The organism is Halegenticoccus soli, from assembly GCF_002844195.1.
Lineage (GTDB): Archaea > Halobacteriota > Halobacteria > Halobacteriales > Haloferacaceae > Halegenticoccus > Halegenticoccus soli.
Genome location: NZ_PEND01000005.1, coordinates 137,693 through 159,163 on the forward strand (window position 1 = coordinate 137,693; position 21,471 = coordinate 159,163).

General features: G+C 60.8%; 16 protein-coding genes and 4 pseudogenes. 16 read left to right on the forward strand and 4 right to left on the reverse strand.

The features are described 5' to 3' along the window. Positions 1 to 43 precede the first annotated feature (43 nt). The 3 genes and pseudogenes from CNO20_RS14555 to CNO20_RS14565 all read left to right on the forward strand — a co-directional run. Complete coding sequence (locus CNO20_RS14555) at positions 44 to 670, forward strand: IS607 family transposase (RefSeq protein WP_101296858.1); 627 nt, start codon at positions 44 to 46, stop codon at positions 668 to 670. Further along, positions 663 to 2,399 (forward strand): zinc ribbon domain-containing protein, encoded by a 1,737-nt coding sequence (locus tag CNO20_RS14560; RefSeq protein ID WP_199174858.1) that lies wholly within the window; start codon positions 663 to 665, stop codon positions 2,397 to 2,399. The genes CNO20_RS14555 and CNO20_RS14560 overlap by 8 nt, the downstream gene beginning before the upstream one ends. Before the next feature lie 6 nt (positions 2,400 to 2,405). Next, a pseudogene (locus CNO20_RS14565) lies at positions 2,406 to 2,663 on the forward strand (SPASM domain-containing protein); the annotation flags it as partial. Between the two features lie 897 nt (positions 2,664 to 3,560). Here CNO20_RS14565 and CNO20_RS14570 read toward each other — a convergent pair. Then, on the reverse strand, positions 3,561 to 4,130 hold the full coding sequence (locus CNO20_RS14570; protein WP_143423222.1) for a hypothetical protein: 570 nt from the start codon (positions 4,128 to 4,130) through the stop codon (positions 3,561 to 3,563). A 59-nt stretch (positions 4,131 to 4,189) separates the two neighbouring features. Here CNO20_RS14570 and CNO20_RS14575 point away from each other — a divergent pair, with 59 nt between their 5' ends. The 10 genes and pseudogenes from CNO20_RS14575 to CNO20_RS14620 form a co-directional block, all read left to right on the forward strand. Then, the gene (locus CNO20_RS14575; protein ID WP_158237421.1) at positions 4,190 to 4,702 is read left to right on the forward strand and encodes a metal-dependent hydrolase; all 513 of its coding nucleotides are present in this window, start codon (positions 4,190 to 4,192) and stop codon (positions 4,700 to 4,702) included. 167 nt (positions 4,703 to 4,869) lie between these two features. Continuing rightward, positions 4,870 to 5,418, forward strand: coding sequence for a twin-arginine translocation signal domain-containing protein (locus tag CNO20_RS14580; protein ID WP_101296861.1), 549 nt, complete (start codon positions 4,870 to 4,872; stop codon positions 5,416 to 5,418). Positions 5,419 to 5,680: 262 nt separating this feature from the next. Further along, positions 5,681 to 6,694 (forward strand): LEA/WHy family protein, encoded by a 1,014-nt coding sequence (locus CNO20_RS14585; RefSeq protein WP_101296862.1) that lies wholly within the window; start codon positions 5,681 to 5,683, stop codon positions 6,692 to 6,694. Continuing rightward, positions 6,691 to 6,819 carry a DUF2391 family protein gene (locus tag CNO20_RS22640; RefSeq protein ID WP_143423224.1) on the forward strand — a complete coding sequence of 43 codons (129 nt, stop codon included), beginning with the start codon at positions 6,691 to 6,693 and terminating at the stop codon, positions 6,817 to 6,819. The genes CNO20_RS14585 and CNO20_RS22640 overlap by 4 nt, the downstream gene beginning before the upstream one ends. 1,532 nt (positions 6,820 to 8,351) lie before the next feature. Beyond that, complete coding sequence (locus tag CNO20_RS23050; protein ID WP_158237422.1) at positions 8,352 to 8,966, forward strand: hypothetical protein; 615 nt, start codon at positions 8,352 to 8,354, stop codon at positions 8,964 to 8,966. 578 nt (positions 8,967 to 9,544) lie between these two features. Next, positions 9,545 to 10,936, forward strand: a complete 1,392-nt coding sequence (locus tag CNO20_RS14600; protein ID WP_101296864.1) for an FAD-binding oxidoreductase — start codon at positions 9,545 to 9,547, stop codon at positions 10,934 to 10,936. Between the two features lie 410 nt (positions 10,937 to 11,346). Further along, on the forward strand, positions 11,347 to 11,880 hold the full coding sequence (locus CNO20_RS14605; protein WP_101296865.1) for a CAP domain-containing protein: 534 nt from the start codon (positions 11,347 to 11,349) through the stop codon (positions 11,878 to 11,880). A 257-nt stretch (positions 11,881 to 12,137) separates the two neighbouring features. Next, entirely contained in the window at positions 12,138 to 14,435 is a 2,298-nt protein-coding gene (locus tag CNO20_RS14610; protein WP_199174859.1) for a glycoside hydrolase family 3 protein, read from the forward strand. Positions 14,436 to 14,475: 40 nt separating this feature from the next. After that, positions 14,476 to 14,571: pseudogene (locus CNO20_RS24400) on the forward strand (zinc ribbon domain-containing protein); the annotation flags it as partial. A gap of 44 nt (positions 14,572 to 14,615) precedes the next feature. Further along, a pseudogene (locus tag CNO20_RS14620) lies at positions 14,616 to 15,461 on the forward strand (MATE family efflux transporter); the annotation flags it as partial. A gap of 121 nt (positions 15,462 to 15,582) precedes the next feature. On the opposite strand, the gene CNO20_RS14625 reads toward CNO20_RS14620, so the two are convergent. Then, the gene (locus tag CNO20_RS14625) at positions 15,583 to 16,941 is read right to left on the reverse strand and encodes a metallophosphoesterase (protein WP_101296868.1); all 1,359 of its coding nucleotides are present in this window, start codon (positions 16,939 to 16,941) and stop codon (positions 15,583 to 15,585) included. A gap of 112 nt (positions 16,942 to 17,053) precedes the next feature. Continuing rightward, the gene (locus CNO20_RS14630; RefSeq protein WP_101297162.1) at positions 17,054 to 17,347 is read right to left on the reverse strand and encodes a PadR family transcriptional regulator; all 294 of its coding nucleotides are present in this window, start codon (positions 17,345 to 17,347) and stop codon (positions 17,054 to 17,056) included. 302 nt (positions 17,348 to 17,649) lie between these two features. Between CNO20_RS14630 and CNO20_RS14635 the strand changes: the two are divergent. Beyond that, positions 17,650 to 18,711: pseudogene (locus CNO20_RS14635) on the forward strand (RNA-guided endonuclease InsQ/TnpB family protein); the annotation flags it as partial. On the opposite strand, the gene CNO20_RS14640 reads toward CNO20_RS14635, so the two are convergent. Next, a complete protein-coding gene (locus CNO20_RS14640; protein ID WP_101296869.1) occupies positions 18,708 to 19,898 on the reverse strand; it encodes an RNA-guided endonuclease InsQ/TnpB family protein in 1,191 nt (396 codons plus the stop codon). The pseudogene CNO20_RS14635 and the gene CNO20_RS14640 sit on opposite strands and share 4 nt — an antisense overlap. 196 nt (positions 19,899 to 20,094) lie before the next feature. On the opposite strand from CNO20_RS14640, the gene CNO20_RS22650 reads away from it, so the two are divergent. Further along, positions 20,095 to 20,238, forward strand: a complete 144-nt coding sequence (locus CNO20_RS22650) for a DUF2080 family transposase-associated protein (RefSeq protein ID WP_143423228.1) — start codon at positions 20,095 to 20,097, stop codon at positions 20,236 to 20,238. A 3-nt stretch (positions 20,239 to 20,241) separates the two neighbouring features. Next, positions 20,242 to 21,471 (forward strand): RNA-guided endonuclease InsQ/TnpB family protein, encoded by a 1,230-nt coding sequence (locus tag CNO20_RS14645; RefSeq protein ID WP_101296870.1) that lies wholly within the window; start codon positions 20,242 to 20,244, stop codon positions 21,469 to 21,471.

Below are 21,471 nucleotides of genomic sequence, written 5' to 3' on the forward strand. Positions count from 1 at the left end.
AAAATTCAATAGTATTACGTAGCAAACGATACAATACGGGTGTATGCCACGGTCGTACTCCGTCGGAGAGTTTGCAGACGAGTTAGGAGTACACCGTCAAACCGTCAAGAACTGGTGTCGTGACGGAAAACTCGACTTCACACGAACACCCGGCGGACACCGACGAATCCCACACAGAGAACTCCTGCGACTCTCAGGAGACACACAACAAACCGATAAAGTAGCCATTTACGGGCGGGTTTCAGGGCACGCTCAGAAACAGGACGGCGACCTCGACCGACAACTTGAGTCCCTCACTGAATACACGCACGACCACGGATGGAGTATCGAAAACAAATACTCTGACATCGGCAGTGGTCTCAACGAAAACCGCCGCGGACTGAACAAACTGTTTGACGACGCCGAGAACGCTAACTTCGGGCGTGTTCTTGTCACGTACCAAGACCGCCTCACTCGATTCGGCTTTTCATACCTCGAACGTCTCCTCAACCAGTACGGGGTCGAAATCACCGTCATCAACGAGGAAACCGACAAAACTGCACACGAGGAACTGGTTGACGACCTGCTCCAACTCGTCGCCAGTTTCGCAGGGAAACTATACGGGATGCGGTCCTCGAAACGCAAGCGAATTGTTGAAACAGTGGAAGCAGAGGTGGAAATCGATGAGTAGCCACCTCTCACTCTCACTCCGACTTCCCTTCGAGGAGAGTGAGCGCCATGCTCGATTAGACACGCTCACAACCCGTGTAGCAAATACGCTCATCGAGCAATATTGGACTCCCGAACACCTTACAGGAATTGACAACTACTCGTATCAAGCGTGGAAATACTTCGATGAGGGAGAAACGTTCACGGACGTTGATCTGTACCTCCCATCACGGTACAAACGCTGTGTGATGCAGAAAGTCGGTGAGACGCTTCGGAGCCACGCTGACAAACGCGAAGCGTTCCAGACTATCCAGACTGTTCTACCCGACCACAAGATCCGACGCATTCACACTCGGAGAATCAAGGAACGACTCTGGGACGCTGAAGAATACCTCAAATCCGAGTACGTCGATTTGCTTATCGGGCAACTCAACTCGTACTACAACAAACACGGTCGATTCCCCGAGTCGTATTTCGATATGCAGGAGTGCCCAACGTACTCGAAAGGCGTTCTCCCATATTCGGCTGACGACGGCCCTACTTCGGGGCAGGCTGTCAAATACGAGTACGACAAAGACAAACAGACACTCACGGTCAAACTCAAAACACCCGATACCGTCGAACCAGAAGCCCGTGGAGATTGGACGTGGACGGAACACGAACTGGAAAGCTACGAAGCGTTCCACAAACTGCTCGAACACGGCAGTCTCTCCGCCCCCTCGTTCCAACCCACAACCACGAAAACAGGTGGCGACTACTACGAACTCGCGTTCCCTGTCGAAGTCGAACACCAAGAGAAACCAGACAACGTGAAAACCGTCTTAGCGATTGACGGCGGTATTAGAAAAGATGCCACCGCGGTCGTCGTGAACGAAGACGGCGAGCAGCTCTCCACACCGTATTTCATCCAGAACACGGAGCGAGAACGGATGCGGAATCTCGCTCGGGAACGTAACCAACTCAACTCCAAACTCGCGTATCTGCGTCAGCAGGGGCGCGACCATACAGATTCGTTCACACAGGTTCACGCAGAGTACGAGCGTGCGAACAACAAGATTCGCCACAAGCGCGAACAACTTGTTCACGATGTATCCAACCAAGTTCTTGCGCTTGCTCTGGTGTATGAGGTGGACGCGATTGTTCACGAAGACCTCCGAAGCCTCAGTCCGCCTCGTGGCGAAGGCAAACTCTCGTGGGAACTGTCTTCGTGGGCACGCCGGGAAATCGTCTCGAAAATCGAGTATCGGGCTGAGATCACCGGATTGCACGTGAAGCGGGTGCGTCCGCGAAACACGTCTCGGTCGTGCCCTCGATGTGGCTCCACGGGCCATACCACGAAGTCACCCGACCACACGTTCGAGGTGTGGTGGGGCGGTCACTTCTGCTGTGACAACGCCCGGTGTGGCTATCAAGCCGACCGGGACTATGTTGGTGCTGTCAACGTGGCCCGCGTGTTTTACAGTGATTCGGTAACGCTGAAACACGGTTTCACGTCCTCGTATATCGGGGATTTTGAAATCGTGCCAGCAAGCTGTTCCGCTGGCGCGCGTCTCACGTTCGGTACTGCGCCAGTTGCGTTTACTGGACAGTCGAGTGAGGTGACTGCTGGTGGCGGGTCGGCGTATATCGCGCCCGCTGTCACCCCGGCAGAGACGGAAAACAACAGTAGCAACCCAGATTCTGCATCAAGCCCAGCGATGTTTGGAACGACCCGTTTTACACGAGTCACTACCAATTGCTACCGAAAATAGGAACGGTACAGCCTCGGCAACGTCCGCGATCGGCCGTTCAGCGCCATCTGGGAGGGCGATTCGAACCCGCTGCTTCGCAGACTCCGTGAGCGGACGGACCACCTGACGGGGCGGTGCGCCTCCTGCCGGTACCGGGAGATCTGCCGGGGAGCGTCCCGGCTCCGCGCGCTCACGGTTCACGGCGACCTGTTCGCGCCGGATCCGCAGTGTTACCTCCGCGACGACGAAGTCGCGACCTCGTCGCCGCCGACGAGCGCCGACTGAAGGCCGAAGCGCGAACCGCCTCTCTCCGGACCTGACGTGATCGAGTCCCGGCGTTCGCCGCTAACCGGCGAGCGGGCGACTAACGGGATCGCCGTCGGATTCGTTACTCGATACCAACGGTCGATACCGAGGTGAAAAACGAATGCGGTCGTCCCGGCGTTCGGTCGCAGAACTCCCCCGGAGCGCGGTGTCTGTACGGGGGACCGCTGTCTCGGCGCTGTCTCGACGCTGTCTCGTCGGCGCCGAAGACGTCGGTCCGCGGTCGAAAGACGGTCGGCTGACCGATCCGGCGTTCGCCCCCGGCCCGACGTCAGCGCATCCGCTACTTCGGTTTACAGTATTATTCGTACTCACAGCGCGGTAGCAGCGAACGTACGTGATGTCAAACAAAGAGTCAGGTCGAACCGGTTCCGGGCGGCGTAATCGACCGATCGAATCCGCGCTGAGTCCTTCGATGGACGCTGACGTCGGTCGAATGCCGCCGAAATCGACGAACGGTGAGGTTCTTCGAGGGGGGACGCTCGAAGGACTGACGAACCGTCCCATCTGCCTCGAAACTACACGTATCTCTCCCGAATTGTCCTCCTTTCGCCGCTTTCACCTGATACTCGTCGAGATACGGCTCAAAGACCACAGTGATCGTCATCTATCCCGGACCCGAGAAATACGCCCGTCGGAACGGGTCACCGTTCGGAATCCGCTACCTCGTGAGTTACAAACTCTTCTGTAGAACATTCGAGCCTCCCTCGATGGTTCTGCGAAGTCAGGGTCGTGTCCAGCACGCTTCTCCGAACGGCGACGCGTTTATTCGGGTTCTCGGTGGCACGAGGAGTCGGATCTCGAACCCGAATCGGACAGTGAAGGCGAACCGGTCATCGAGCGACTTACCGGGGGGCGTCAATCGGCGAGCCGCTTCCATCGCTCGGGAACCCACCGGCGTCGGAGGAGATACGCGGCCAGGATGACGAGCGTGACGGCTCCGATGATCGAGTAGGGTTCGACCTCGGTCAGCGTTCTGGCGGCTTCGCCGATAACGTGGACCAGCGCGGCTTCGAGAACGTACCTCCCGCCGCGGCCGACGAGCGACGCGAGGAGGTAGGAACGGAGGTCGAGACCGAGGGCGCCCGACGCTACCGACAGGAGCTCGTATCCCTTGAGGATGGGGGCGAAGGCACCGATAAAAAGGGTCGCGAGACCGTACCGTTCGAAGTACCGCTCCGCACGGGCGGTCCGATCGTCGGCGAACAGCCCCGACGCGCCCAGCGACAGTATCTCGCGCTCGGCGAAGTCGACGAGCTCCTCCTGGTTCGGACCGAGCGGCTGCAGGTAGACGCGGTCGAAGCCCGCCTCTCGGTACGTCCGGACTCGATCGACGTAGGGCTGCGGGTCGGAACCGGCGACAACCGCCTCCGCCACGTCTTCCTCGGCGACGTTCTGCACCCCCTGCTCGAAGTGCTGGGGCCCCACTCGAATCCGGATGACTCCCCGCCGCCACTCCTATGTGGAATACCGTCCTACTCACTCACATGGTAGACGTTGCGGGTCACCTCGGAGCGACGCTGATCGCGCTTTCGCCGATCTGGTTCCTCGTGGACCTGCGCGCTGCGGTAACCGGCATTCTCGTCGGACTCCCGCTCGGACTCCTCCCCGACGTCGACATCTGGCTGAAGAAGGTTTTCCCGACGATCCACCACCACGGAGTGACGCACACGATCGTGTTCGTGACGCTGGTCAGCGCCGTCGCCGCTCTGATCGTCACCCCGGCGCTCCTGTCCCTCCGGAAGGATACCCACCGAAATCGAATTGGACGGCCGTACCTGTTCACCTTTGCGATATCCTGGGTCGCTAGCCTGAGCCACATTTTCGGGGACATGCTCGCGTCACCCGACATCGTCCGATACCAGCCGGTCGAACCGTTCTGGCCCCTGTACCACCAGCCGATCACTGTCGACGTCATCTACTACAACGCGTTCGTCTGGAACGCGGGACTGCTCGCCGTCGGCGTCGTCCTCAATCTCGCCCTGTGGCGATGGCGCTGAGGGAACCTTGTCCGAACGCGTGCGATTGCATTGCCGGCCGAGCGGGACTGCCGCCTAGAGAAAATCGATCGTGAAGTATCGCTACCAGTTTGAAATACAGTTATTAAGTAACGACAGCGATAACGCTTATTGACGAAGGGAAAGCACAATAATGTGCGAGGGGAGCTATGACTGAAAACCAGCCAGAAGCGGATGAGAGGGGAGAATCGACGCGGAGAGACGTCCTCAAGACAGGAGCGGCCGCCGCCGCAGGAATCGGTCTCGCGAGCGCTGGCACTGCTACCGCCCAAGATGGTGACGATGATATCATCGAAGAGCAGGGTGGTAAGGCGCTCATCTTCACGAACCAGTTCCGCCCCGGCGCTCGGTTCGTCATCACCAGTCGCGTCCTCGACTGGGTCCCCAACGTTCCGGACGTTCAGGACAGCGTCTGGTCCAATTACAACACCCGCAACATTCGGTACCTCAATACGAACGAGATCGTCCCGTTCTTCATCGCTCAAGACGCGGAGATTCCTCCGTACAAACAACAGTTCGGATACGTCGTCGATGACGAAGGCGACTTCAGAAACGGGACGCAGCAACCCGAGGTGTACGAGATGAATCGGCAATGGGAGCCGTTTGGCGACAATCCAAATCTCTTCACCGTTCAGTTCTCTCCCGTTAACGAAGACGAAGAGGACGACGTCCTGGAAGACGACGACTGGTGGGTGTAGGTGACTCACAGCCGTCACGCTAACTGACCGAAAGACTCGCGGAACTCCCTGTTTTTGCGAAACCCGTCACGAGGGGCCCTCTCAGTGAGGGTAGCGTTGCGTCTCTCGCGATTCGGAAGATCCTCTCGGATTCGTCACCGTCTCCGAACGCTTCCGCCTCCAAATCAGCCTCGCAGAAGCACGCTAACAGGGATATCACACTTAAAATCCAGGGGTTTGTAACCCGAACGTCTAGTACACTGCCTGTTGGACGTGAAAGTGGATGGATAGAAATCCCGTAACGACCACGCTAGTCGCGGCTCTCATCGTCGTGCTCGCGGTAGCGAGCGCCGCCGTCATCGGCGTCGCTACCCTCGAACGGCCGCGGATCGACGGAGTCGACAACAGCTGGGGGACCGTCGCGGAGAACCGGACCGAGATCGAAACGCAGATCGCCGTCGACAATCCGCGGTTGCTCGAGTGGGGTGACGGCGTCGCCGACGTCACGTACACGGTCTCGCTGAACAGCGTCCAGATCGCGGACGGACGGAAAAAGCAGGTGGATCTCTCCGGCGGGCGCGACGTCATCACCGCTTCGACGTGGATGAACAACGACGACGTCCCCGAGTGGTGGGTGACGCACGTCAACAACGACGAGACGACGACGGTGCGCGTGAATCCGGCTGTCGTCGTCGAGTCCACTGACGTGACGTTCCCGGTCGATTCTCGGACGCGGACGCGAACAGTAGAAACCGACCTGCTCGCCCCACTCCAGACGAACGAGACGCGACGGTTCGGGGCGTTCGGGCGCACGCTCCTCGTCGTCAACGGGACGGACGCCCGCTGGGGGCACGCCACCGCCGAACGGACGCCGTTGATCGTCTCCGCGACGGTCACGAACCCGACGCCGGTCCCGATTCCGATCGCGGACATCGGCTACACGATCCGGATGAACGGGGTACGCGTCGGCCACAGCGTCGGCGACCAGGAAGAAGTGATTCCGCCTCACAGCACCCGGACGATAGAGACGAGGGCGATCATCGACAACTCCAAGTTGGACGAGTGGTGGGTCACACACCTCAGGAACGACGAAACGACGCGGCTGACCGTCGACTTTCACGCGACTGTCGAGTATCGAGGAGAGCGACAGCGGCTCCCGCTCGACTTTCTCACCTACCAGCGGACGTTCGACACGAACATCTTCCAGCAGAACGCGGTGTCGGTGAACGGATCCGTCGATACGGACGGGACTCCCGCTCAGGAACCGACGCCTCGAACGCGGACGGCCTCGCGATGAGCGATCTTCGGCAGGCACTTCAGAACCAGATCCGCGGGGTCACGGGTGCGCTCCTCGTCGTCGGGCTCACGTTCCACTACACGATGGAGACGTGGTGGCTCGGCTGGACACTGCCGCTCCCCTAGCTCGTCGGTTACGCGCTGGTCGGACTCACGCTCGTCACCCTCGTCGCCCGAAGCATCGGCTTTTACCAAGGAGACGCCAATCGACCGAGCGCGCGGAGCCGCAAATGGGGACTCACCGTCGACTTCTCCGAGATCGTCATGCAGCGTTTCATCGCATCGTACCCCCTACTTCTCGTGCTCGGTGCGGCGAGCGGACTCGCGCCGTGGAACGACGTCATCGTCGGCCTGCTCGTGGTGGTGCTTGCGACCTACAACGCCATTCAAGCCGAGCTCGCCGAAGAGAAAGGCGAAGCCACTTCACGAACACCCACGACTGACGAACCGCCTACAACGGCGCAGTCGGGCGCGGATCTCGCAGCTCGTTTTTCCCGTCGAAACCGAGAGGAAGCGACCGAGTCCGGCACGCAACGCGAGTCGGGCCTTTCAGGATGCGCCGGCAGAAACGACTCGGTTTCTGAGAGGTCGGGCGAGCGGTGCGGACGCCGAAGCGGTCCGTGTTCGCTTGGCCCGCCTCAATCGGGAACGAGCCGATCGAGGCACGCGCGGGTTTCTTGATTTTCGTCACGGGGGCTCTCAAACCCCCGACGGGAGGTGCAGTTTTCAGCGACCGCCACGGAGCGAATTCGGCAGGAGGCACGGATTTCAACCGTCTCGAATTTTCGACCCGTCTGCGATTCCGTCCGCCGTTACACTGTTAGTTCCGTAACGATATCTCGTGTGGTGGGAAGGAGGGCCACCGCTTTGGCGGAATCAGGATGAATCGGGGGCGCTCCGAACACGTTCGAGCAACGTGACGAAGCACGGGAAACTCGCTCACCAGTAACTTCCGTTTTCGGCCGCTGACTTACGATGGAGGGACTCACCGGCGGAACCGCATAAAAAATCACGGGCTGGGCGACGGGTATGCAAATCGAAAAGGCATGCTCGGCTGACGCAAAAGGTGAGAGGCTGCCCCCGCACCGGTTTCTGCGAACCGCCGTCGGATCTCCCTCGGACATCTCGTCACTTCATCTCTCGTTTCTGAATGGTCTACTTCGCGTCCTATACCTTAACCGACGTGTAAACAAATATAATTGGATAGTTGCAGAAATACAATAAAGAAGATAAATCGGTGGCCGAGACGAGGCTTGGGTTACGAATGGAAGCACGAAACGCTTATTCTCGGCGGATATGAGCCTCTAATTCGCCGTTCGCGTACGTCGATGAGTTGGACGACACGAGTGGAGTACGACGGTGGCTGAGCTCCGAAGCGATCCCTCGAAAACGGAGAAAATACGGCTTCTGACGACTCAATCGGATCCATCGACCGGTTTTCGCTCCGTTTCGGTCCGGAATCCGAACTGTAGTCCTATAACTTCTGTCGGAATCGCCCCACCGTGGACATGCTGTCCAATTCGTTACAGCCGTCCATCGTCCATCTCCGCGGTCGTGTCGGCGACGTACCGTCGGATCCGGTATTCACACTAACGCGACAGACCCGCCCGAACGTCGAAACGGGAATCTTAACACTCATTCACACAGAGTTCGGAGCGATGAAAACAAGGTACCAACTGATGGCGGCGGCGGTCGTCCTGCTCGCCGGATGTAGCGGCTTCGGACCGTTGTCGGACTCGTCCGCGGAGACGCCCGCGGCGTCGCCCACCGCAACCGACTCGCCGACGCAGACGGCGACGCCGACCCCGACGGCGACGCCGACACCGACGGCGACGGCGACGCCGACCGCGACGCCGTACCCCGAGTGGAGCCCGCCTCAGGAGCCGAACCAGCCCACCGAGGACAAGATAGAGGAGGGGCGCATCTCCGACGTGCAGTTCGTCGACCGCGAACCCGCCGAGAGCGGCGGCTACTCGAACTTCGACCTCCAAATTGTCGCCAACACCTCGATGGAGAACGTCGATCCGCCGGAACACGGCACCGTGGAGGGCGAGCCGTACTTCCTCGTCGAGATCAACGACACGCTGGTGGAGCGGTCGACGTACGTCTCTCAGGAGACGAACGGGACGTTCGACGTCACCGTCCGGAAGAAGGGTCTCGAACAGTTCGAACCGGGCGACCTTGAGGTGACGGTGCTCTTGGTCGACCGGGACAGTAAGTACGACGACGTCTACGGCGTCTGGACCGGGACTATTGAGTACGACCCGAACTGAGAACGGCAGCGGCGTCCTTTTTCGCGGATGCGTTCCGTGCTTCGGCGCGATGCCTTCCTGTTCCTACTGTGTCCGCTCGTTCCCCGATGTATCGTAGGGTCGTTCTGTGCCGACGGCGGACAACGGACCGCGGCTTGGAGTGTGTCCACGCGACCACTCGACGGGCAATTCGTATGCGTACCTCCAGTCGTTCGCCGTCGAACTAGAAGGACGCATTCGCGGACGAGTTGTCGTCACGACGGCGCACGCGCGGTCAAGGAACCTTGAAACTCCCATCGATCCGTGAGACGACGCCGATTTCCTCGATCCGGGTCCAAGAAGCGAACCGCTTCAACGATCAACGGTTTCGATTGTGACCGTTCCGTCCGACAGCTCCGACGGACCGATATCGGGTACCGACGCTTCGAACGCGTGAGACGACCCAGCCTCAGCTCCGAGATATGCTAAGTACAGCAACTGTGTGCGGGATTGTAACTATTAGTAATGACTAACGTGGTACAGATCGTAGCGGAACTAGCGCTCTCTGTGCGAAGAGTGGAGGAGCGGAGCCGTCGAGATGAGCGCAGGAGGGGCCAACAATGGCAGCAACCGGAAAAGGCGTTGATGAAATACCTATTGAAGACTTGCGAGAAACGTTTCGGGGTACCCTCGTCGGACCCGATGACCCAGAGTTCGACGATGCACGCGCGATCTACAACGCGATGATCGACAAGCGTCCGCGGCTGATCGCCCAGTGCACAGATGTCGCAGACGTGATTGCGGCTGTGGACTTTGCACGCGACCACGGCCTCGAAACCGCGATCCGGAGCGGTGGTCACAACGGTCCGGGCCTGGCCATGGTGGACGATGGCTTAGTTATCGACCTCTCCGCCATGAAGGGCATCCAAGTCGATCCCGACACGATGACCGTGCGCGTCGAACCTGGATGCGTCTGGGGCGATGTGGACCACGCCACCCAGGCATTCGGGCTTGCGGCGGTCAGTGGGGTCATTTCCACGACCGGTGTCGGAGGGCTGACCCTGGGCGGAGGGCACGGCTATCTGACCCGGAAATACGGCCTGACCATCGATAATTTACTGAGCGCAGACGTCGTGCTGGCCGACGGACGGTTCGTCCACGCGAGCGCCGACGAGCACCCTGATCTGTTCTGGGCGCTCCGCGGGGGCGGTGGCAATTTCGGCGTGGTCACCTCGTTCAAGTACCGGCTCCATCCAGTGGACACGGTAGTCGCCGGACCGATGCTTTGGCCGATCGAAGAGCTCGAATCTACTATGCGCTGGTACCGCGAATGGCTGCCGCGGGCATCTGAAGACGTGTACGCGTTCTACCTGACCGCCGAGGTACCGGGCGATCCATTTCCGGAGGAAATCCATGGCGAGAAGGTCTGTGGATTGATGTGGTGCTACCTGGGGTCGGAGGACGAGTTGACGAGGGTGACCCAACCCGCCCGAGATGTCGCCGAACCGCTCTTCGAGCATCTCGGAGAGATGCCGTATTCGGCGCTGCAAAGCATGTTCGATGCACTCTATCCGCCGGGTGACCAGTGGTACTGGAAGGGCGACTTCGTTCGCGAACTGAGCGACGACGCAATCGCCGCGCACCGACGCTTCGCCGAAGTGCCGACCCCGAAGTCGACGATGCATCTCTATCCGATCGACGGCGCCGTCCACCGCGTCGGCGCGGACGATACGGCGTGGAACTACCGGGACGCTACCTGGTCGATGGTCATCGCGGGCGTCGATCCGGATCCCGCCAACCGGGAGAGGATTAGCAACTGGGCCCGCGACTACTGGGAGGCGGTACACGAGCATTCGGCGAACGGCGCGTACGTCAACTTCATGATGGAAGAGGGCCAAGCCCGGATCCAGGCCACCTACGGCGGCAACTACGATCGGCTGCGGGAGGTCAAGGCCAAGTACGATCCTCACAACTTCTTCCATGTGAACCAAAACATCGAACCAGCAACGTGAACGATGTCCCGCCGTGAACGGTGGGGATACCTTCATAGGGTCGGACGAAGCGGCGGAGCCACTTCGTGGCGATGGGAGAACCGAGTTCCCCGCACCGCGCCAGAACGGTTCGTCGGCTCGCGACGGTAGTTCCCTTCCCCAAGGATACCGGATCCGCGCGTTCCGCGTCGGGCCGCGGTCATGACGTGGTGAGGCAGCTCGCACCCCCGTTCGATCGCAAGCGGAGGAAGTTCATGCCGCACAGTGAGCGTGACCCGCATGGACGACGCTGTCCGTCCCCGCTCACGCTTCTGAGGCTCGTTATCAGTTATCAAGCCGTCGGTCGTTCTCATCGCTTCGATCCGTTCAAATCTTTCACCCGGTATTAGCTATGTCTTAGTGAAGATCGTAGAGAAGTATAGCTGTCGGACATGACACGCGAATCACGCCGGTCGTTCGCGCGAAAAGTAGCCGCGGTCGTGATTGGGGGATCCGCACTCAGTGCCGTCGGCACTCGCCGGTCGACCGCCCGAACGACGGAGGACGAATACGAGAGGGAGGTCGAACGCGCCATCCACAGGCGCGTCAACCGCATTCGAACGGATCGGGGGCTCGATCCCCTCGCGTACGGCGATCGGCTCGCGGAGATCGCGGCGTACCACAGCTGGGATATGGCCGACGTGGGGTACTTTTCGCACACGTCCCCCGACGGTGAGACGGTGAGCGACCGGTACGAGAAGTTCGGGCTCTCTTGTCGCCGCTGGGGCGAAAACATCCTATACAACTACGCGGCCGACGAGTCGCCGACCGAGGCTGCGCGACAGAGCGTCGACCAGTGGATGCAGAGCAGCGGGCACCGACGAAATATCCTCGCCGACTTCTGGACTGCCGAGGGGATTGGGGTGGAGGTCGCTTCGGACGGCCGCCTGTACCTGACCCAGAATTTCGGGACGGGTTGTCGCTGAGCCCCGGGCTCTCCCCGCCATCCGGAATCGTCCACGCGGTTGTTCGACTTGACCCACGTCGAGCGACCTCTGAGATGGCCACCTCGTGAGGACCGCTCTCCGCGACTAAGGGGGTCGGACCGGTACGAGCGGGTCACGCTGTTCTCCGGGCGAGAATCTCCGAATTGCCGGGATCGTTTGCTCCGGGAGGCACCTCTTCCAGATAAATCATACGCGAAAAATTTAAACTTTTCCTGAATAACCAAAACTCTACAGTCATGGTAGATAATACCTTCCAGGACGAGGGCAGGACCGGAACCTCCCGACGGCGATTCATGGAAGCCACCGGAGGAATCGGGTTGTCGGCGGCGCTGAGCGGGTACCTTTCGGACGAGCCGAGGCGGGAGAAGAGACCGAGCGAGCGGGTCCGGGCGCTCGTCGGAGAGATGAGCTTGCAGGAGAAAATCGGTCAGATGACGCAGGTCGCCGCCTACGAAGTGGATGACGACCCGAAGGCGTTCTTCGAGCGGTACCAGCCCGGATCGCTCATGTACGCGACGACCGCCGATCCGCTACAGCTTGCCGAGGACATCAACGAGCTCTTGGACGCCGCCATCGAGGCGCAGCCGCACGACGTCCCATTCGTGTTCGGTATCGACGCCGTCCACGGAAACAACAATTTGGATGGAGCGACGATCTTCCCCCACAACCACGGGGTCGGAGCGACGTGGAACGAAGAATACGCCCGCCGAATGGCCGAACACACGTCGAAAACACTCCGAGCGACCGGCACTCACTGGACGTTTTCGCCGGTCGCAGACATTCAGCGTGATCCGCGGTGGGGTCGGTTTTATGAGGGCTTCAGCGAGGATCCCTATCTCGCGTCGCGGATGGTCGCCGAGAAGGTTCGCGGATACGAGCGGACCGAGAACGGGTACAAATCCGCCGGTGCAACGGTGAAACACTTCGCCGGGTACTCTGAACCCCGTCACGGCGACGATCGCACCCCGGCGCTCATTCCCTATCGGACGTTCCGGCACACGCACTTGCCGCCGTTCCACGCCGGGATTTCCGCCGGTGCCGAGACCGTGATGGTCAACAGCGGGTCGGTCAACGGCGTCCCCGCTCACGCCTCCGAAGAGCTCCTGCAAACCATTCTCCGCGACACATTGGGGTTCGAGGGAATGGTAGTGAGCGATTGGCACGACTTCTACCGGATGGTCGAGGTGCACGAGTACGTAGCCGACGTAAAAGACGCCGTTCGACTGGGGATCGATGCGGGCATCGACATGTATATGGTCCCAGCCGCGGGCATCGAATCCGATACCGTCGACACGTACCAGAGGCATCTACGGAACCTAGTAGAAAGCGGCGAAATTTCGATGGATCGCATCGACGACGCGGTCACGAACGTGCTCGCGTTCAAGGAGGCCCTCGGATTGTTCGAGAACCCGTACGCTGATCCGCAGCGGGCCTCTGAGATCGTCGGTGGCGCCCGTGAGTTGGCCTACGAGATCGCCACGGATTCGATGACGCTCCTGAAGAACGACGGCACGTTGCCCTTCGACCCCAAGGTCGGAACGGTTCTCGTTACGGGGCCGAGCGCGGACGACGTTGCCAACATGATGGGCGGATGGACCCTCGGATGGCAGGGAGTCGGCGAGACGTTGCCACCCGCAGTCACGCCTCTCGACGGAATCAAAGGCATCGTCAGCGATTCGACGGAGGTCGTCCACGAACCGACGGGCCTCTACACGTTCGACAACGAAGCGGCGGTCCGGAAGGCAGCTTCCGACGCAGATGCGGTGGTCGCTGTTCTCGGCGAAGGTCCGTACGCCGAGGAACACGGCGACATCGATACGCTCGGACTCCCCGACGCTCAACGGGAGCTCGTTCGGACGCTCGACTCGGTCGGGACACCGCACGCGGGCGTGCTGTTCGCCGGGCGACCGCGCGGGACTCGTGTGTTCGATCGCCTACCGGCTGCAGTGATGGCGTATCTTCCCGGCACGATGGGTGGTGCTGCCGTGGCGGACGTGGTGTTCGGGAACGTCAGTCCGAGCGGACGACTTCCCTTCACGTGGCCGGCCGGAACCGGCCAGCTTCTCAACGTCCACAACCTGTATCCCCCCGAGTTGTTCGGGACGGGTGAGACCCCGCCGACCTCCACGCAAGAACCGACTTTCCCGTTTGGACACGGGCTCTCGTACACCGAGTTCACGTACGCTGATCTCCGCGTGGAGCCATCTACGCTCCCCGAAGCGAGCGCGAACGAGCGGATCAACGTCTCGGTCCGAGTGACGAACAGCGGAGATCGGTCTGGTGACCACGTAATTCCGGTGTACGCCCACCGTCGCCACGGGGCGATTGCTTCTCCGATGACGGAGGTACTCGGAGTCGACCGGGTGTCGCTTGATCCGGGTGAGTCGACCCGCGTGATCGTGAAAGCGTCAGTCAACCAACTCGCGACGGTGCCAGGGGACGTGTTCTCGAAGAGCAAGCTCCGGGTGCTTCCCGGCGACTACGCGATCTCCGTGGGCGAGTGGGACGAAGAGCAAACGCTAACCGTGAGATAGAGCCGGACGGACAGGTACACTACCTCACCCTATCGTTCACAAGTCTGGGCGTGGAGGCGCACCCGTAGGCGTGCGCTTGAACAGCGGGATGATGAACGTGAATGGCGAGTATTCGCCTACTGTGTTACACAGTTAGAACGGGAGTCCATGCTGAATGCCACGCCCTGCAGGGCGTGGTAGCTTACTTTCGGACTGGAAATGGGGGTCGTCGGCGCGGCCGTTGGGTCGGTGCTCGCCAACGTCGGCGCGACCGTCGCGCTCGTGGGTGGGTTGGTCATCGGCCGACCGCTCGGCGGTTGGACGCCGCCCGTGGCGGTGAGCCCGCTTCGTTCGTACGTCGACGTCGAAACGACCCGCCAGATCGCCGAGATCGGGACCCCCGTCGTCGGCCGGAATCTCGTCTGGACCGTCGCCGAATTTCCGCTGTTGGCCATCGTGGCACTGTTCGGTCCGAGCGTCGTCGCCGCCTACGTTATCACCCGCCGTATCTGGGGCCTTATGAACATCCCTGGGTGGGGGTTCGGGTTGGCTTCGAGCAGCCTCGTCGGACAGGAGCTCGGCACCGGTGACGAGATGACCGCAGAAGTGTACGGTCGAGAGGTCATCACCCTCGCCGTCGCAACCTACGCGGTCGCGGCGGGGGTCGTCTGCCTCCTCGCCGAGCCGATCGTGTTCGCGTTCGTCGGAAGCACCGCCGATCCCGTGAGCTCGGTGGCGGTACCGCTCGTCTACGCCGCGTGCGTCGCAATCGTCGCCCAGGGGATATCTCGCGGCGCTGCCGGGCCGCTGGACGCGAGCGGGGACACTCGCTGGCCGTTTTACAGCCAGGCGATCGGGATGTTCGGCTTCTCGATCCCCCTCGCGTACCTCGGCGCGACGACGTCCCTCGGTCTCGGCGGGCTGTACCTGTCGTTTCTTGCCGAAACAGCGGTGCCAGCGGCTATCAACTACCGCCGATTCGCCGGCGGAAAGTGGAAAGCTATCAGCCGAGGGTACCGTCCGAACTCGGTCGACGCTGACGACTGAGGCGGGAGACAGCCGTGCGGTCCGGACGCCTCGTTCAGTATCCGGTCTCGTAATGGAAGCGAAGCGGAAGTTCGCGCGCGACGCGAGCTCGCACCGCGACGCGCAGGCGGAACGTGACGAGTCAGGAACGTTCCCCGGGGTCCGGAGCGAGTTCAGGCTCGGCGTCGGACCGAGACGCAGGGAGTTCGAGCGGTTCGGACGGATCGATCACCGTCCGCGCGGGAATCGGTGCTTCGGGAGGCGGCCGACGCGCGGCCAGCCGCTGGAAGAGCGTGAGGTCTCGCGGTTGGTCGGTCTCGATCTCCTCGTACTCGACGACCAGTTGCCCGTCCTCGGCGAAGATCCGGTAGTAGTTCAACCGAAACGAGGGGTAGTAGACCGACGGTAACCGCGAGAACCACGTCGGGACGCGCCGGAGCTTCTTCAGCCAGGTCCCGGTGTTGAGCACGAGCCGATCGCCCCACCGGGTGAGTGACGCCCGGTGGGTGTGGCCGTAAACGTACACGGCGACGTCGGGGCGCTCTTCGAACACGCTCCTGGCGGCGTTCAGGAACGGTTCGTCGCCCTGGCCGACGCGTATTCCGGAGGCCACGACCCCGAAGCGTTCGAGCGTGTGGCGGAGGTCGCGGCCGAAGACCCACAGCGGCACCGCGAGCAAGAGCAACACCGCCGCGATCGTGGCGTTGATCGCGATGATGACCTCGAGAACGATACCGGCGATCCCGAGCGCGCCGACCAGCTCATTCCCGAGAAAGAACCGCGTCGGCAGGACGCCGATCTCCTCGAGAAAGGCCCCCAGCAGGTAGAGCAGGCTGAGGTTGAAAAACAGGAGGAGCGGCGCGACGACGGCGCGCAGGTACGGACTCATCTCGCGGTAGAAGTAGTTCGAGAACAGCCAGTGCGGAATCTCCTCCATCGGGGCGACCGACTGGATGTCCCGCAGCCAGTTCCCACGGGCACGGTCGGAGTACCGGCCGGCGGCCGCGACGATCCGCTGGACGACGAAATAACCGACCGGCAGCGCGTCCGCGTTCCCCCAGTCGGGCAGGCGGTTGTTGGCGTCGTGTTGCTGACCGTGCTCGATCCATATCGTCGCGTCGCCGACCTCGCGCGTGATGTGGATCTCCGGTTCGAGCGAGAGGTTGTACTCGGCGAGGCGATCGACGTACTCCGGATCGCAGGCGAGGTCGTAGTCGTGATTTCCCGGAATGAGCGTGATCAGGATCTCCTCGCCGGTCGCTCGAAACTGCTCGAACAGCGCGGGGTGATCGGCTATCAGCGCGTCGAGCTTCTCCAGTCCCGACACCTCGGTGTACTCCCAGAGCGCGAAGGTGTCGCCGACGAGTATCAACTCGACGGGACCGCCGCGCGCTTCCAGGCGCTCAAGGAACGCGAGGAGTTCGTCCTCGAAGTCGAGCGTCGTGAGCTGTTCGTCACCGCCGATGTGGAGATCACTGACGAAAACGTACTCGGTGGTCATTCAGTCGGACTCGGCTCTCCGTGATTCGTCGCCCCCGGAGCAGTCGTCCAATGCTTGCCGTGGGCCGTCGTCCTCGTTCCGCGAGGGCAGCCGATGCGCCGTAACTGTGAGGTCAGGCGGAAGCTGTCCTTCGGAGGTACTGTTCTTCCCACTCGCGCCGCTCTCGGAGGGCACTGCGTCTATCATCTGTGATCTCATCGTAGTTGGTGCAGCGATCGAGCGCGCCTTTCTCGACGTGCCCCTCGTTGACGAGGACGTCGAGGTTGGGATACAGCCGCCCGTGATTGATTTCTCCCTCACGGGCCCGGCCGAGCTCCGTCTTGATCTGTTGGCCGGAGGGCTGATCGCGGCCGGCGATGACGATCAGGAGAGCACGCTGAAAGCCGCTGAGGTCGGAGAGCCTCATCGACTGCGAGGTACACCAACCGGAAGTATAACTGTCGGCATTGTCGTCAATCGCGCACTTATCAATCGAGCGCATCGCTTGTGACGAGAGAGTAGTACACCGGAACAGCGGACGTGTGGAGATCGAAGATTGACCTCCTCCACGCCGTGAACGACGTGGAATCCCACCATGGGATTTCAGGCCGACAGATTCGGCCCTAAGGTTTCAAGACGCATACTCCCCAAGCGTCAATTGCTGGGCTTCAGCATCGGCTTGGGAGTCTTGCGGGCCGGTCAAACGGCCCCCATCCTCAGCCGAGTCATTACTACGACGTTCGAGACGACTCCCCACTTCCGGCCAACCTCGTGCAAGCCGCACGAAACCGCGCCGCAGAAGCCGTCAAAGGCTGTGTTGAACGCTGGAAACAAGGCAAGAAAGCCTCCAAACCCCAGTTCACGTCACGGTTCGCCAGCTACGACGCGAGAACCGTCACCGTCAACGATGACCACGCCACACTCGCCACCATCGACGGGCGAGTTACCGCAGACTTCGTCCTTCCCGACGAACAGCGTGACACGCCACACGCGGCGTGCCTGTTCAACGATGACTACGACGTGAAAGGAGCGACGCTCCACTATGATGCGGTTGAGGACTGTTTCTACCTTCATGTGCGGACAAAGCTCGCCGTGGAGACCGATGAGGCCGAACAAGGCGATACCAAGCACGTCTCCGTCCTTGGTGTTGACCTCGGCATCACCAATATCGCAACCACCTCAACCGGGCGCTTCTGGAGCGGTGGCGAACTCACCCACTGGCACCGCGAATACGAGAAACGTCGTGGTTCGCTTCAGTAGACCGGGACTCGCTGGGCGCATATCAACGTCCAACGAGTCGGTCGCAAGCAAACCGGGCGTTTCGAGCAGATGCTTCACACCATCTCGAACGAACTCGTGGAGGAAGCTCTTGAGAATGAGTGTACGCACATCGTGTTCGAACAACTCAACGGCATCCGTGAACGCCTGCCGCACGCGAAGGCGGTTCACAAGTGGGCGTTCCACCGCTTGTACGAGTACGTCACGTACAAAGCCGAGTCTGACGGGCTTGTGGTGAAGCAAATCAACCCGGCGTACACGAGTCAGCGGTGTTCGAAGTGCGGGTTCACCCACGAGGACAACCGCCCACACACCAACGGACAAGACGAGTTCGGGTGTCTGAAGTGCGGATACGACGTACACGCGGACTACAACGCCGCGAAAAATATCGGGCTGAAGTATCTCCGCGACCAGCAAAAGTCTGGGCGTGGAGGCGCACCCGTAGGCGTGCGCTTGAACAGCGGGATGATGAACGTGAATGGCGAGTATTCGCCTACTGTGTTACACAGTTAGAATGGGAGTCCATGCTGAATGCCACGCCCTGCAGGGCGTGGTAGCTTACTGTCACCAGTGTGTTCTCTGAGGTGACTCTCTCCGCTGAGGTAGCGGTCTGCGATATTGAGCGCGGCGTTGACATCCGCTTGGTAGTCGCGGACCCAACACTCTGGGTTCGTACATCGGAACGTCGCTTGAGCGGGGCGTGTTCCCCGTTCCCCGCAACAGTGACACGACTTCGAGGTGTACGCTGGGTTCACCGTTTCGACGCGAATCCCTTTCTCGGCGGCCTTGTAGCGGAGTTGGGCGTGCATCTTTGCGAACCCCCATCCGTGAAGCCGCCGGTTCATGAACGAACCGTAGTCCATGTTCTCGCGGATGTGCGTCAAGTCTTCAAGGACCAATACAGGATTTTCGAATTCGTCGGCGTAGGCGACGACCTCCGACGTGACTGTGTGGAGAATGCCGTCTATCTGCCGCCACAACGAATCCCCGTAGGACTCGGCGATACGTTCGCTTCCGCGTTGCTGAAGGCGTCGGGTCGCCGTGAAGTACGTCTCACGGAGCCGTCGAACATGCTTGCCTTCATCGTTCCAGAGGTTGGGTGTAGTCGGGGAGCCGCGCTCGTTACGGTGACACACCATTACCAAAGAGGCTTCCCCGATATCTACCCCAATCGGCGTTTCGGACGCCGAACTGGGTCGCTCCTCCACGTCCCGCGTAGCGACGACGTGCAAGTACCATTCGCCGTCGCGGTCGAACAGCCGACACTCACCCATCTTCGCGTCTCCTGCGTACAACGCTTCAAGCCACGGCCGTTGTTCTGGGTTCGGTTGGGCGGGAATCCACAGGTGGTAGTCGTCGTGGTGCGGGACTTTAACGTACCACTCGATGGCGTTCTGCGGCTTGTGGTCGAGCCGAATCCCCTCGTTGGTGAATCGAACAGGGTGGTCGTCGTGAAGTTCCTTGGCGTCGTAGCTTCCACCGCACAGTTGTGGAACGTACTTCTTCAGGGCGTTCTTCGCGTAGCCGCTGAGGTCGTAGTTGACTACCACATCGTTCGCCGCCGACTGAGTGGTACAGCCCGCGTCGAAGGCGGCTTCAAGGGCTTGCTGGTAGGCCGTTTTTGTCTCACAGAGCTTTCGGTGCTTGTGGGCGTTCGGCTCTACCAGCTTCAGTTCCAACGTCTCGGTCACTTCCGTCATGCGTCCGCCTCCTGCCGTTGGATGTAGGCTTCGACGGTTTTACCTAACCGCAGGCGCTAAGGCCCCTTCCTCACCGAGCGACCGAAGGGAGGGAGGGGATATAGCGCCGTCATCGTCTTTCGTCCGTGTGATACCGCCGGCCCGCAGGCCCACGCCACCGGTAACTTTATGTTTCTACCTCGTGTAAACATTGGTAATGGATCGGTACGAGATCGAAGGACACGAAGTCCACGAATCCAAGGTCAAACCCACCGGCAACGGTGCTCACGTCCTCGTTCCGAAGCGGTGGCGGGGTGCCACCGTCAAGGTTGTTCGCGTCACCGATTCATCCGACGAGTAGACCATGCGCTACAACTACAGGTATCGGCTCAAACCATCCGACGAACTCCACGAGCGGTTGGCGTGGACCGTCGATACCTGCCGACAGGTCTACAACCATTTCCTTCACCGACTCAACCGGGTAGACGGTACCTCCCCCTACTCCGAACAGTCGATCCTTCCGAATCTCAAACGCGAGTGGACCGACCTGAAGGACGTTCACTCGAAGGTCCTTCAGAAAGTCGTCCAGCGATTGTACGACAACCGCTCGACGCTGAAGGCACGGAAGGACAACGGCTACCGGGTCGGCAAACTCAAGTGGAAAGGCCCGCAGGAATATCGCTCGATCAAGTACAGCCAATCCGGCTTCGAGCTCAACAACACGAGCGGTCGGCCTGTACTTTCTCTTTCCAAGATCGGCGAGATTCCGATGGTCTACCACCGCGAGATTCCCGACGACGCAACCATCAAGGAAGTGGTCGTCAAGCAAGAACCGACGGGCGAGTGGTTCGCCGTCCTCGGGATCGAAACCGAGGACGACGCGCCACTGAAGCCCGAAAATCCCAAGAAATGTGTCGGGATCGACGTGGGTATCCTGAAGTACGCCCACGACAGCGACGGCACCGCCGTCGAACGTCCTGATCTTGCCGACGAGCGCAAGCGGTTGGAGCGCGCGCAACGAAAACTCTCGCGGAAGGAGCATGGGTCGGCGAACTATCGCACCCAACAGCGCGTCGTCGCCCGACGCCACGCCGACCTCAAGCGGAAGCGACGAGACTTCCTCCACAAGCTCTCGAATTACTACGCTCGGGAATACGACCTCGTCGCGGTCGAAGACCTCGACACGAAGGGGATGATGGAACTTCCGTCGAACTCACGAAACCGCGCCGGAGCGGCGTGGGGGACGTTCCTCCGGATGTTGGAGTACAAGTGCGAGCGCGAAGGAACACACTTCGTCGCGGTTGATCCGCGAGGGACGACGAAAGAATGTTCCAAATGCGGTATTTCAACCGAGAAGCCGCTCTGGGTTCGAGAGCACTCGTGTCCCTCTTGTGGGTTCGAAGCGGACCGAGATCTCAATGCGGCGTACAACATCCTTGCTCGCGGACTCACCGACGTAGGAGTGGTTCACTCCGAATCAATGCCTGCGGAGACTGCGCTCCCTACGGACACCCATTTGGTGTCTGCAAAGCGCGTCGTGGAAACAGGAAGCCCCGTCCTCAGCGAGGCCACAAGGCCGAGCAGGGCGGGGTAG